This window comes from Pseudomonas sp. TAE6080 (genome assembly GCF_018732265.1).
Lineage (GTDB): Bacteria > Pseudomonadota > Gammaproteobacteria > Pseudomonadales > Pseudomonadaceae > Aquipseudomonas > Aquipseudomonas brenneri.
Genome location: NZ_JAHIDY010000073.1, coordinates 1 through 13,338 on the forward strand (window position 1 = coordinate 1; position 13,338 = coordinate 13,338).

The following is a 13,338-nucleotide window of genomic DNA, read 5'->3' on the forward strand; positions in this document are numbered from 1 at the left end:
GAGGCTGCTAGCTGAAACTGTCCAACTTTTCGGGGGCAGTCCAAAATGTGGGAGCTGGCTTGCCTGCGATGGCGATTTCAAAGCCACCAACACCCTCAGAGTGGCGACATTTCCTGCGCCAACCCCAGAAACGCCGCCGGCAGCCGCGCACCTTTGCGTTCCTTGAGGCAATACAGATACTCCGGAATCTGCGGCGCATGCTCGATGGTCAGCACCCGCAACTGGGGATCATGGGGCACTTCCTGGCGGGCAATGATGCTGATGCCGATATTGCGCAACACCGCCTCGCGGATCGATTCGCGGCTGCCGATTTCCAGCAGCGGCCCGTAACTCACGCCCGCGCCAGCGAGCATTTCTTCAGTCAGGCGCCGCGTGGTAGAGCCTGCCTCACGCATCAACAACGTATGCCCGGCCAATGCACTGAGTGGCACATGCTCCAACACCGCCAACGGATGATTGCGATGCACCGCCAGCACCAGCGGGTCGGTACCCAGCACCCGGCGGATCAGGCGAGGATCTTCCAGCAGTTGCGATGAGGCCGCGACGTCCACCCGGTAGTCATCCAGGGCTTCAAGCACTTGCTGGGAGTTGCCGATTTCCACTGAGACTTCCACCTGCGGCAGCCGCTCGCGGAAGGTCTTGACCAGATCGAGGATGTAATAAGGCGCGGTGGCGGCAATTCTCAGGGTGCCCTGGACCTGGCCGCTGTTGCGCAGGAAAAACTCGATATCCGCTTCCTGCTGCAACAACGCCTTGACCATCGGCAACAGCCGCGCGCCCTCGTCGCTGACGGTGAGGCGGCGGCCACCGCGATAGAACAGTTCAACCGAGTACTGGCTTTCCAGATGGCGAATCTGGGTGGTCACCGTGGGCTGGCTCAGGCCGAGTTTTTTCGCCGCCTGGGTAATGCTGCCCAGGCGGGCGACCATGTAAAACGCCTTCAGCTCGGCACTCAGCACACCACCCTCTCATCGACTATTTGCGCAACAGGCGCAGACCATTGAAAACCACCAGCAGGCTCACGCCCATGTCGGCGAAGACTGCCATCCACATAGTGGCCATGCCCAGGAAGGTGACCGCAAGGAAGATCGCCTTGATCACCAGCGCCAGGGCGATGTTCTGTTTGAGGATACTCGACGTTTGTCGCGATAAGCGTATGAATGCCGGAATCTTGCGCAAATCGTCGTCCATCAGCGCCACGTCGGCGGTCTCGATGGCGGTGTCAGTGCCGGCGGCGGCCATGGCAAAGCCAATCTCGGCGCGGGCCAGGGCCGGGGCGTCGTTGATGCCATCGCCGACCATGCCGACCCGGTGGTTTTTGCCGTACAGGTCCTCGATAGCCTTGAGCTTGTCGGTGGGCAGCAAATCGCCCTGGGCCTGATCGATCCCCACCTGGGCGGCAATTGCCTGGGCGGTGTGGGTATTGTCGCCGGTGAGCATCAAGGTCTTGATGCCCAACTCGTGCAACTGCTGGATGGCTTCGCGGCTGCTGTCCTTGACCGTGTCGGCCACGGCGAACAGCGCCAGTGGGCCGGATTTGTCGAGCAGCAACACCACGGACTTGCCTTGTTTCTCCAGGGCGAAGAGTTTTTCTTCAAGGGCTGGCGAGCACAGGCCCAGCTCTTCCACCAGGCGGTGGTTGCCCAGGTGATAGACCTCGCCGTTGATTTCGCCACGAACCCCGCGCCCGGCCAGGGCCTCGAAGTTATCCACAGCCAGCAGCGCCAGGCTTTTATCCACAGCCGCGTTGGCGATGGCCAGCGACACTGGGTGATCGGAGCGCCCGGCAAGGCTCGCGGCCAAGGCCGGGGCATTGTCATTGGCGGACAGCGCCAGGTAGTCGGTCTGGACCGGCTTGCCATGGGTGATGGTGCCGGTCTTGTCCAGGGCCAGGTAATCGAGCTTGTATCCTGCCTCCAGGTACACACCGCCCTTGATCAGGATGCCTTTACGCGCAGCCGCAGCCAGGCCGCTGACAATGGTCACCGGGGTGGAAATCACCAGCGCGCATGGGCAGGCAACCACCAGCAGCACCAGCGCACGGTAGACCCAGTCGAACCACACCCCGCCCATGAACAGCGGCGCAATCACAGCCACGCCCAAGGCAAACAGGAACACCGCCGGGGTGTAGATTTTCGAGAAGCTGTCGACAAAGCGCTGGGTCGGCGCCCGTGAGCCCTGGGCCTGCTCCACCGCATGGATGATGCGCGCCAGGGTGGAGTTGTTGGCGGCGGCGGTCACCCGGTATTCCAAGGAACCGGCCTGGTTGATGGTGCCGGCGAACACCTTGTCGCCCACGGTTTTCTCGATCGGCAGGCTTTCCCCGGTGATGGGTGCCTGGTCAATAGTGGATTGGCCGGCGGTCACTTCCCCGTCCAGGCCAATGCGCTCACCGGGACGTACCCGCACGATGGCGCCCAGTTCAATGATTTTGACCTCCTGTTCGACCCAGTTCCCGTCAGCCAAGCGCACAGTGGCCCGCTCCGGTGTCATCTGCATCAAGCCGCTGATGGCATTACGTGCACGGTCCAGGGACTTGGCTTCGATCAACTCGGCCACGGTGAACAGGAACATCACCATGGCCGCTTCTGGCCACTGGCCGATCAGCACCGCACCGGTCACAGCGATGCTCATCAGCGCGTTGATGTTCAGATTGAGGTTCTTCAGGGCAATCCAACCCTTTTTGTAGGTCGTGAGGCCGCCACTGAGGATCGACACCAGCGCCACCAGAGCCACCACCCAAGTCGGCGCGGCGTTGGTGAAATGGATCACCTCCGCTGCCAGCGCGCCGACACCGGACAGGGCCAGCGGCCACCAGGGCTTCTTGGCCGCAGGTTCGGCGGCAGGCGCACCCTCTTCGATCGGATCGGCCTGCATACCCAAGGACTTGATGGCTTCGATGATCGGCGCGGTGCTCGGCAGGTCGTGGGTCACGCCGAGGATGCGGTTGATCAGGTTGAATTCCAGCTGCTGCACACCGGCCAGCTTGCCCAGTTTGTTCTGGATCAGCGTTTGCTCGGTGGGACAGTCCATGGCTTCGATGCGGAAAGTACTCAGCCGCGCGTTGGCACTGGGCGCTGCAGTCAACGTCACCAGGGATGGCGCAGCCGCGCCGGAACAGCAGGAGCCGCCATGATCGTGCTTTTGCACAGGCTGCAGTTTTTCGCCGTGATCATGATCATGGTCGTGGTCGTGGTCGTGCTTATGCGGGGTGTGAATGGAATCGCTCATTGTGTCGCGTCCGTGAAGGTGCCTGTTGCCAAGTAAAGACCCTGTAGCCACTATAGGGTCAAGCACCCTTTTGGAGATTGCTGCGATGAAGATCGGCGAACTGGCAAAACTGACCGACTGCCCGGTGGAAACCATCCGTTATTACGAGAAGGAAGGCCTGTTGCCGCCGCCTGCGCGCAGTGAGGGCAACTACCGCCTGTACACCCAGGCGCACACCGAGCGGCTGACCTTTATCCGCAACTGCCGCAGCCTGGACATGACCCTGGAAGAGATCCGCAGCCTGCTGGGCCTGCGCGACAGCCCCCAGGACCAGTGCGAAAGCGTCAATGCCCTGATCGACGAGCATATCCACCACGTCAAGGCGCGGATCGATGGGTTGTTGGCGTTGCAGACACAACTGCTCGACCTGCGCCAGCGCTGTGGCGAAGGGCCGGAGATTGATCAGTGTGGGATTTTGCAGCGGCTGGAAGTCAGCGGGAGTGTGGCGACCAGTGAGGCGGAGCATTCACATGTCGGCCGCAGTCACGGGCATTAGATAATGGGGTGCCAGATCTGACGCCATCGCGGGCAAGCCCGGCTCCCACAGTTGACCGGGTTGTAGCTGAGTACTCGGTCTAATGTGGGAGCTGGCTTGCCTGCGATGCAGGCGATGCGGTCTCGACTAGACCGCCATCGGCGCGGTCATCGGCGCATGGTGCTCATAGCCTTCGAGCGAGAAGTCGCCCGGTTCGATCAACTCCAGCCACTCCGGCTGGTACACCCCAGTCTTGGCAAACTCCGGCACACGCTCGCTGATCACCAGCTTCGGCGCGGCGAATGGCTCACGCTTGAGCTGCTCGTTGAGCATGTCCAGGTGGTTTTCGTAGACGTGGGCATCACCGATGAAATAGGTGAACCAGCGCGGCGTGTAGCCGGTCAGGCGGCCGATCAGGCTCAGCAGCGCGGCGCCTTCGGTCAGGTTGAACGGCGTGCCCAGGCCCAGGTCGTTGGAGCGGATGTAGAGGGTCAGGGAAATCTCCCGGGTCTCGACATTCGGGTGGAACTGGTACAACAAGTGGCACGGCGGCAGGGCCATTTCATCGAGTTGGGCGCAGTTCCAGCCATGGAACAGGATGCGGCGGCTGCCCGGGTCCTTGATGATGGTGTCGACACACTGGCGGATCTGGTCGATGGCCTTGTACAGCACCACGTAGGCCTGGCCGTCTTCCTCGCCTTCGGCGATCTGGCGATAGCCTTGGGCCAGGGTCTGCTCGATAGCGGCCTGGTTGCTCAGCGGGATCTGTTTGTACGCCGGCCACTTGCGCCATTGCACACCGTAGATTTCACCCAGGTCGTCATCGCCCTGGCGGAACGGGTTGGCCAGCCACTGTGCGTTTTCGTTGGCGTTCTGGTCCCATACCTTGCAGCCCAGGGCGCGAAATTCGGCAGCATTGTTCACCCCACGCAAAAAGCCGCACATCTCGCCGATCGCCGACTTGAAGGCCATTTTGCGGGTGGTGATGGCCGGGAAACCTTCCTGCAGGTCAAAGCGCAACATCGCACCGGGGAAGCTGATGGTGTTCACGCCAGTGCGGTTGGCCTGCTTGGTGCCATTGTTGATGACGTGGGAAACCAGCTCTAGATATTGCTTCATGTCGTTACCTGTATCGGTGAAGCCGAGGCCCATGAGCCTCGGCGTTCGAATTTATAGCGCGGTGTTCTTGATCGCCTGCGGGCGATTGTAAGCCCACCAGAGCATGCCCAGGCCTGCCAGAATCATCGGAATGCTGAGAACCTGACCCATGGTCAGCCAACCGAACGCCAGGTAACCCAACTGCGCATCCGGCACCCGCACGAACTCGACGATGAAACGGAAGATCCCGTAGAACAAGGCAAACATCCCCGACACCGCCATGGTTGGCCGTGGTTTACGCGAGAAGATGTAGAGGATCAGGAACAACGCCACGCCCTCAAGGGCGAACTGATACAACTGCGACGGATGACGCGGCAATTGCGCCGGATCGCTGAACGGCGGGAACACCATCGCCCACGGCACATCGGTCGGCTTGCCCCACAATTCGGCGTTGATAAAGTTACCGATACGCCCGGCACCCAGGCCAATCGGCACCATTGGCGCGACGAAGTCCATCAACTGGAAGAATGACTTGCCGTTGCGCCGGCCAAACCACCAGGCCGCGAGCATTACGCCGATAAAGCCGCCGTGGAACGCCATGCCGCCCTTCCACACCTCGAAAATCAGGGTCGGGTTGGCCAGGTACGCGCTGAGGTCGTAGAACAGCACATAGCCCAGGCGTCCGCCGACGATCACGCCCATGGACATCCAGAACACCATGTCGGAGAGCTTTTCCTTGGTCCAGGTCGGGTCGAAGCGGTTCAGGCGCCGGGAAGCCAGCAGCCAGGCACCGCCGATGCCGATCAGGTACATCAAGCCGTACCAGTGGATTTTCAGCGGACCGATGGCCAGGGCCACCGGGTCGATCTGCGGGTAAGGCAGCATTGCGACTCCTCGTTAAATCATTCGTTATTGCGCACGGACCATGCCGGTGGGCGATTAAGCCTGCGTTACAGCAGTTCGATCAAATGAAGAAGTTCGCCCCCACGCCAAGCAGCCTGGCATGTTAACGGATGGGAGGCATCTGGCCCAACTTCGATACGATGGATAGCCGGCGGCTCTATGGGTAGAGTGGGCAAAAACACAGAGGTAATACCTTATGTGCCTGATTGTTTTCGCCTGGCGGCCGGGCCATGCCCAGCCGCTGATCGTCGCGGCCAACCGTGATGAGTTCTACGCCCGTCCCAGCCTGCCCCTGGCCCAGTGGCCAGATGCACCGCAGGTTTATGCCGGCCGCGACCAAGAAGCGGGCGGGACCTGGCTGGGGGTCGGCGCCGATGGACGGTTCGCCGCGCTGACCAATATCCGCAACCCGCACCAGCCACCGGCGCGCAAGTCCCGTGGCGAGCTGGTAGCGCGTTTTCTCAACGGATCACTGCCAATTGACGACTATTTAGCCGATGTTAACGGCAGATCGATTGAATATGCCGGGTTCAACCTGTTGATCGGGACGCGGGACGCGTTGTGGCATTACAACGCCAATGAGTCGACGCCCACGCAACTGATGAACGGGATCTATGGGTTATCCAATGCCGGGCTGGACACGCCGTGGCCGAAACTGCTCAAGGCCAAGGCCGCGCTGGCCGAAGTGCTGGATGATCCGCATCCTGAAGCCCTGCTGGGGATTTTGAGCGACCCGCAGACCGCACCGTTTGCCGAGCTGCCGGATACCGGGGTGGGGCTCGCCACCGAGAGTTTGTTGTCGAGTGTGTTTATCGCCAGCCCCAGTTATGGAACGCGGGCGAGTACCGCGCTGATTGTGCATGCCGATGGGACGCGGCGGATGGTGGAACGTAGCTTCGGGCCCCATGGTGGGCGACTCGGCGAGGTAGACATCAACCTGTAGGAGCGAGCTTGCTCGCGAAAAATCTGAGAACGCCGCGGGAATTCAGGCTTCCCGCGTTATCGTTGACGTTTTTCGCGAGCAAGCTCGCGCCTACAGGGTTTTCGTCGCCGTAGGATTGATCATCCGCGCCAGCCCCAGGCTTTTCAGGGCCAGTTGCAGCGAGCTGTGGATAACTTGCGGGTTGTCGATGGTCATCAACTCCGCCAGCAGCTCCTTGGCCTTGCTCAGGTTGATCTGGCGCAGCATCCACTTGACCTTCGGCAAGTTGGTAGCGTTCATCGACAGGCTGTCAAAGCCCATGGCCATCAACAGCACCGCCGCCGCCGGATCACCGGCCATTTCCCCGCAGATACTCACCGGTTTGCCTTCGGCATGAGCATCGCGCACTACATGTTGCAGAGCTTGCAGCACCGCCGGGTGCAGGTAGTCGTAGAGGTCGGCCACCCGTGGGTTGTTGCGGTCCACGGCCAGCAGGTATTGGGTCAGGTCGTTAGAGCCCACCGACAGGAAGTCCACCTGCCGCGCCAGTTCCTTGGCCTGGTACACCGCTGCCGGGATTTCGATCATTACGCCAATCGGCGGCATCGGTACATCGGCACCTTCGTCGCGCACTTCGCCCCAGGCACGGTGGATCAGGTGCAGGGCTTCTTCCAGTTCGTGGGTGCCGGAGATCATCGGCAGGAGAATGCGCAGATTGTTCAGGCCTTCGCTGGCCTTGAGCATGGCGCGGGTCTGGACGAGGAAGATTTCGGGGTGGTCGAGGGTAACGCGGATGCCGCGCCAGCCAAGGAAGGGGTTGTCTTCCTTGATGGGGAAATAAGACAGTGACTTGTCGCCGCCGATGTCCAGGCTGCGCATCGTCACCGGTAGCGGATGGAAGGCGGACAGTTGCTCGCGATAAATCGCCAGTTGCTCCTTCTCGCTAGGGAAACGTTGGTTGATCATGAACGGCACTTCGGTGCGGTACAGCCCCACCCCTTCAGCGCCACGTTGTTGGGCACGCGCTACATCCGCCAGCAGGCCAGTGTTGACCAGCAGCGGCACACGGTGGCCGTCGAGGGTTACGCAGGGCAGTTCGCGCAGGGCATCAAGGCCCTGGGACAGCTGGCGCTCCTCCTCTACAACTTCGGCGTACTGCTTGCGCAGCACATCGCTGGGGTTGGTGAAGACCTCGCCACGGTGCCCGTCGACGATCATCGAGATGCCGTCGACCTTGGCATACGGCAGGTCCACCAGGCCCATCACCGTCGGGATGCCCATGGCCCGGGCCAGGATCGCCACGTGGGAGTTGCCCGAGCCCAATACCGAGACCAGGCCCACCAGTTTGCCTTCCGGCACTTCGCCGAGCATGGTGGCGGTCAGTTCTTCACTGATCAGGATGGTGTTGTCGGGGTAGACCAGGTTGGTACTGCGATCTTCCTGCAGGTAGGCCAGCAGGCGGCGACCGAGGTCACGTACATCCGAGGCGCGCTCGCGCAGGTACGCGTCGTCCATCAGTTCAAAGCGGTTGACGTGGTCGGTGACCACCTGGCGCAGTGCGCCCTGGGCCCACTGGCCGGTCTTGATCACCGTCTTGACTTCATTCCCCAGGGACGCGTCATCCAGCATCATCTGGTAAACGTCGAACAGCGCCCGTTCCTCGGGGCGCAACTGGGTGGCCAGCTTGGTCGACAGGTTGCGCATATCGGTGCGCACGCCTTCCAGGGCGGTCTTGAACAGTTTGATTTCAGCGTCGATGTCGTCGACGCTCTTGTCCGGCACCACATCGAGATCAGCCGGTGGCAGCATGACCACCGCGGTACCGACCGCCGCGCCCGGCGAACCCGGCACGCCTACGAACTTGGCCTCCTGGATGCCCTTGCCCTGGCGACCCAGGCCGCGAATCGAGCCGGTGGCTTCGGCATGGGCGATAACCCCGGCCAACTGCGCGCTCATGGTCACGAGGAAGGCTTCTTCACCTTCGTCGAACTGGCGGCGTTCTTTCTGCTGGATGACCAACACGCCGACAACGCGGCGGTGGTGGATGATCGGGGCACCGAGGAAGGAGGCGTAGCGTTCTTCGCCGGTTTCGGCAAAGTAGCGATAGCGCGGGTGATCGGCCGCGTTCTCAAGGTTCAGGGGTTCTTCACGCGTCCCCACCAGGCCCACCAGACCTTCATTGGGCGCCATGCTGACCTTGCCGATGGAGCGCTTGTTCAAGCCCTCCGTGGCCATCAGCACAAAACGGTTGGTCTCGGGGTCCAGCAGGTAAACCGAGCAGACCTGGCTGCCCATGGCTTCCTTGACGCGCAACACAATAATCCCCAACGCCGCCTTGAGATCCTTGGCGGAGTTAACTTCCTGGACGATCTTGCGCAGCGTATTGAGCATGGCTCGGGGTCGAACTCCGTCGTCAGTCGCGCGCTAAAAGGCGCGGGGCAAGCTCTTTGAGAGCGCGACGATAAACCTCGCGCTTGAATGTCACCACCTGGCCCAACGGATACCAATAACTGACCCAGCGCCAGCCATCGAACTCCGGTTTACCGGTCAAATCCATCCGCACCCGCTGCTCATTGGAGACCAGGCGCAGGAGAAACCACTTTTGCTTCTGGCCGATGCACAGCGGTTGGCTGTGGGTACGCACCAGGCGTTGCGGCAAACGATAGCGCAACCAGCCTCGGGTACAGGCGAGAATTTGCACATCTTCGCGTTCCAGGCCTACTTCTTCGTTCAACTCGCGGTACAGGGCGTCTTCAGGGGTTTCGTCGGGGTTGATCCCGCCCTGGGGAAACTGCCAGGCATCTTGGTTGATACGGCGAGCCCATAGCACCTGTCCGGCATCATTCGTAAGAATAATCCCGACATTTGGACGGAAACCATCGGGGTCGATCACGGCAACAACCTCGCAAACGCATGTCGCCGCATTGTTCCACAAAGCTTGTTGCAGCGGCAACGAGGCTGCTTACCTTATGTGCACTCTTGTGAAAAGACCGTATTCTGGACGCCTTTTTACAGACTTTTCAGCGAGTAACCGCAATGCGCCTGGCTTTATTCGACTTGGACAACACGCTTTTGGGCGGCGACAGTGACCACGCCTGGGGTGATTACCTGTGTGAGCGCGGCATTCTGGATGCCGTTGCCTACAAGACCCGTAACGATGAGTTCTACCAGGATTACCTGGCCGGCAAGCTGGACAACGCTGCCTACCTGAACTTCAGCCTGGAAATCCTCGGCCGTACCGACATGGCCCAACTGGATGAATGGCACCGCGACTTCATGCGCGATTGCATCGAGCCACTGATGCTGCCCAAGGCAGTTGAACTGCTGGCCAAGCACCGCGCTGCCGGCGACGCGCTGGTGATCATCACCGCCACCAACCGCTTTGTCACCGCGCCGATTGCCGCACGTTTGGGGGTTGAAACCCTGATCGCCACCGAATGCGAGATGGCTGATGGCCGCTACACCGGACGCAGTACGGATGTGCCGTGCTTCCGCGAGGGCAAGGTGACACGCTTGAATCGGTGGTTGGAAGAGACCGGGTATAGCCTGGAGGACAGCTATTTCTATAGCGACTCGATGAATGACCTGCCGCTGCTGGAGCAGGTGGCTCATGCGGTGGCGGTGGATCCGGATGCGAATCTGCGGGCGGAGGCCCAGAAGCGTGGGTGGCCGGTGATCAGCCTGCGCGGCTGATAACCCGAATCCCTGTAGGAGCGAGCTTGCTCGCGAAAAACCTGAGCGCAACACGTTTAACCAGTCGGTACGCGTTATCGTTGACGTTTTTCGCGAGCAAGCTCGCTCCTACAATGGTTTGACGGACGCTAGACCGGCTTGGCCCCCATCAACCCGGCAATCGCCACAAACCCCACCAGGCTCACAACCGCCAGGGCCAGGGTGAATTTCGCGCTGCCCGTACCGCCCAGGCGCAGGCGATTGAGGCGCACCACCAGCCAGAACCAGGCCAGCGCTGCCACGGTGTAGATCACACTGGAGCCCAGGATCCAGGTCTGCCCCAAGGGCCAGCCGATCAGGTGCACCAGCCACCAACCGGTAAATGGCATGCTCACTAGGCTTACGCCCATCAACAGCCAGACAAACAGCCATGGCCGTTGCAAGGTAATCGCCGGGCCCGCGCTACGCTTGCGCCAGGTCAGCACGGCCAGTGCCAGGCCACTGGCCAGCAACAGCACCGTCGCCACCATGTGAAGAGTCTTGAGGGTCGTCAGGTATTCCATGTTCTCGATTCCTTAATGGCCGCCCAGTCAGCGTAGTCGCTCAACCGAGGAACAGCTGATAGGCCGGGTTGTCGCTTTCATCCCAATATGGGTAACCAATTGCTTCCAGCGCTGCCGGCACCAGGTGACGCTCATTGGCCGGCACTTGCAGCCCGGCGACCACACGGCCGTCAGCCGCACCGTGGTTGCGATAGTGGAACATCGAGATGTTCCAGCGTCCGCCCAATTTGTTTAGAAAGTTGAACAAAGCCCCCGGACGCTCCGGGAACTCGAAGCGGAACACCACTTCATTGCTCACGTGCGCCGCATGCCCGCCGACCATATGGCGGATGTGCAGCTTGGCCAGTTCGTTCTCCGTCAGGTCCAGCACCGGAAAGCCCTGCTCGGTCAGGCTGGCGATCAGCGCGCTGCGCGGGTCGTTTTCCGGGTGGGTCTGCACCCCGACAAAAATGTGCGCCTCGCTGCCAGAGTGGTAGCGGTAGTTGAATTCGGTGATCTGGCGCTTGCCCACGGCCTCGCAGAAGGCCTTGAAGCTGCCCGGGCGCTCGGGGATGGTCACGGCAATGATCGCTTCACGACCTTCGCCCAACTCGGCGCGCTCGGCCACATGGCGCAGGCGGTCGAAGTTGACGTTGGCCCCGGAGTCGATCGCAACAAAGGTCTGGCCGCTGACGCCACGGGTCTCCACATACTTCTTGATCCCGGCCACGCCCAATGCACCCGCCGGCTCGGTGATGGAGCGGGTGTCGTCGTAGATGTCCTTGATCGCCGCACAGATTTCATCGGTGCTGACGGTGATCACTTCGTCTACATAGTCTTTGCAGATATCAAAGGTGTGCTGGCCGATCTGCGCCACTGCCACGCCGTCGGCAAACAGCCCAACGGTCGGTAACACCACGCGCTCGCCCGCGGCCATGGCGGCTTGCAGGCAGTTGGAGTCGTCGGGCTCGACGCCGATGATCTTGATCTCGGGGCGCAGGTACTTCACGTACGCCGCGATACCGGCAATCAGGCCGCCACCGCCCACCGGGACGAAAATCGCGTCCAGCGGCCCTGGATGCTGGCGCAGGATCTCCATCGCCACGGTGCCCTGCCCGGCAATGGTGTGTGGATCATCGTAGGGGTGAATGTAGACGTAGCCTTTTTCGTCGACCAGCTTCAACGAATACGCCAGCGCTTCCGGGAAGGAATCACCGTGCAGCACCACTTTGCCGCCACGGGAGCGCACGCCTTCGACCTTGATCTCCGGGGTGGTCTTGGGCATCACGATCGTGGCCTTGACCCCCAGCACCTTGGCCGCGAGGGCCAGGCCCTGGGCATGGTTGCCCGCCGAGGCGGTGACCACGCCACGCGCACGTTCTTCGGCCGTCAGTTGGGTCAGCTTGTTGTAAGCGCCGCGAATCTTGAAGGAGAACACCGGCTGCAAGTCTTCACGCTTGAGCCAGACCTTGTTACCCAGGCGCTCGGAGAGCTGGCGGGCGGTCTGCAACGGGGTTTCCACGGCAACGTCGTAAACGCGCGAGGTGAGGATCTTCTTGACGTACTGTTCGAGCATCGGAAAGCATCACTGGGCGGGTTGGGCAGGGCCGAGGAGTCTAACCCGCCTCTTGGCCGGACGACCACACGAATCCAGAGGTTTTGTTGGGTTATACTCGCGGCCCTCTTTACTCCCCGCCCGTTCCGGAGCCCGCATGACCCAGGATCAACTCAAACAGGCAGTGGCCCAGGCCGCCGTCGATTTAATCCTTCCTAAACTCGACGATAAAAGCATCGTCGGTGTTGGCACCGGCTCCACCGCCAATTGCTTTATCGACGCGCTGGCCCTGCACAAGGGCGCGTTCGACGGCGCCGTGGCCAGTTCCGAAGCCACCGCCGCGCGCCTCAAGGGCCATGGCATTCCGGTGTACGAGCTCAATACCGTGAGCGACCTGGAGTTCTACATCGACGGCGCCGATGAAAGCGACGAGCACCTGAACCTGATCAAGGGCGGCGGCGCAGCCCTGACCCGCGAGAAGATCGTCGCGGCCGTGGCCAAGACCTTTATCTGCATCGCCGACGCCAGCAAGCTGGTCCCGGTGCTGGGCAACTTCCCGCTGCCGGTGGAAGTGATCCCCATGGCCCGCAGCCACGTGGCCCGCGAGCTGGTAAAGCTGGGCGGCGACCCGGTATACCGCGAAGGCGTGCTGACCGATAACGGCAACATCATCCTCGATGTGTTCAACATGCAGATCACCAATCCGGTGGAGCTGGAGCGCCAGATCAATGCGATCGTGGGTGTGGTCACCAATGGGTTGTTTGCCGCGCGTCCTGCGGATGTGCTGCTGCTGGGCACTAGCGAAGGCGTGAAGACCCTCAAGGCCTGACACACCTGATGTTGCTTTATGGACTGCCCCCAAGAAGTTGGACACCAATCCAATTTCTTGGGGTGTTCACAT

General features: G+C 61.4%; 12 protein-coding genes. 4 read left to right on the plus strand and 8 right to left on the minus strand.

The window, feature by feature from the left end; all coding sequences use genetic code 11:
- Positions 1–95: 95 nt before the first annotated feature.
- Positions 96–959, minus strand: a complete 864-nt coding sequence (locus KL786_RS28460; RefSeq protein ID WP_215519729.1) for a LysR family transcriptional regulator — start codon at positions 957–959, stop codon at positions 96–98.
- 16 nt (positions 960–975) lie between these two features.
- Positions 976–3,231 (minus strand): heavy metal translocating P-type ATPase, encoded by a 2,256-nt coding sequence (locus KL786_RS28465; protein WP_215519730.1) that lies wholly within the window; start codon positions 3,229–3,231, stop codon positions 976–978.
- A gap of 85 nt (positions 3,232–3,316) precedes the next feature.
- Here KL786_RS28465 and cadR point away from each other — a divergent pair, with 85 nt between their 5' ends.
- Positions 3,317–3,766: a Cd(II)/Pb(II)-responsive transcriptional regulator gene (gene cadR, locus KL786_RS28470; protein ID WP_032858858.1), complete on the plus strand. Its 450-nt coding sequence runs from the start codon at positions 3,317–3,319 to the stop codon at positions 3,764–3,766.
- A 126-nt stretch (positions 3,767–3,892) separates the two neighbouring features.
- Here cadR and KL786_RS28475 read toward each other — a convergent pair whose 3' ends face one another.
- Both KL786_RS28475 and lgt read right to left on the minus strand, forming a co-directional pair.
- The gene (locus KL786_RS28475; RefSeq protein ID WP_215519731.1) at positions 3,893–4,864 is read right to left on the minus strand and encodes a thymidylate synthase; all 972 of its coding nucleotides are present in this window, start codon (positions 4,862–4,864) and stop codon (positions 3,893–3,895) included.
- A gap of 51 nt (positions 4,865–4,915) precedes the next feature.
- Positions 4,916–5,728 carry a prolipoprotein diacylglyceryl transferase gene (lgt, locus tag KL786_RS28480; RefSeq protein WP_032858860.1) on the minus strand — a complete coding sequence of 271 codons (813 nt, stop codon included), beginning with the start codon at positions 5,726–5,728 and terminating at the stop codon, positions 4,916–4,918.
- A 214-nt stretch (positions 5,729–5,942) separates the two neighbouring features.
- Here lgt and KL786_RS28485 point away from each other — a divergent pair, with 214 nt between their 5' ends.
- Entirely contained in the window at positions 5,943–6,689 is a 747-nt protein-coding gene (locus tag KL786_RS28485) for an NRDE family protein (protein WP_215519732.1), read from the plus strand.
- Positions 6,690–6,779: 90 nt separating this feature from the next.
- Here the strand turns inward: KL786_RS28485 and ptsP are convergent, their stop codons facing one another.
- Positions 6,780–9,059, minus strand: a complete 2,280-nt coding sequence (ptsP, locus tag KL786_RS28490) for a phosphoenolpyruvate--protein phosphotransferase (RefSeq protein WP_215519733.1) — start codon at positions 9,057–9,059, stop codon at positions 6,780–6,782.
- Between the two features lie 22 nt (positions 9,060–9,081).
- The gene (locus KL786_RS28495; protein ID WP_032858866.1) at positions 9,082–9,561 is read right to left on the minus strand and encodes an RNA pyrophosphohydrolase; all 480 of its coding nucleotides are present in this window, start codon (positions 9,559–9,561) and stop codon (positions 9,082–9,084) included.
- Positions 9,562–9,704: 143 nt separating this feature from the next.
- Here KL786_RS28495 and KL786_RS28500 point away from each other — a divergent pair, with 143 nt between their 5' ends.
- Complete coding sequence (locus KL786_RS28500; RefSeq protein WP_215519734.1) at positions 9,705–10,361, plus strand: histidinol-phosphatase; 657 nt, start codon at positions 9,705–9,707, stop codon at positions 10,359–10,361.
- 128 nt (positions 10,362–10,489) lie between these two features.
- Here the strand turns inward: KL786_RS28500 and KL786_RS28505 are convergent, their stop codons facing one another.
- Positions 10,490–10,903, minus strand: coding sequence for a DUF2269 family protein (locus KL786_RS28505; protein ID WP_032858870.1), 414 nt, complete (start codon positions 10,901–10,903; stop codon positions 10,490–10,492).
- 40 nt (positions 10,904–10,943) lie between these two features.
- The gene (gene ilvA / locus KL786_RS28510) at positions 10,944–12,458 is read right to left on the minus strand and encodes a threonine ammonia-lyase, biosynthetic (RefSeq protein ID WP_215519735.1); all 1,515 of its coding nucleotides are present in this window, start codon (positions 12,456–12,458) and stop codon (positions 10,944–10,946) included.
- 136 nt (positions 12,459–12,594) lie between these two features.
- Between ilvA and rpiA the strand changes: the two genes are divergently transcribed.
- Positions 12,595–13,266: a ribose-5-phosphate isomerase RpiA gene (gene rpiA / locus KL786_RS28515; RefSeq protein WP_215519736.1), complete on the plus strand. Its 672-nt coding sequence runs from the start codon at positions 12,595–12,597 to the stop codon at positions 13,264–13,266.
- Positions 13,267–13,338: the final 72 nt, after the last annotated feature.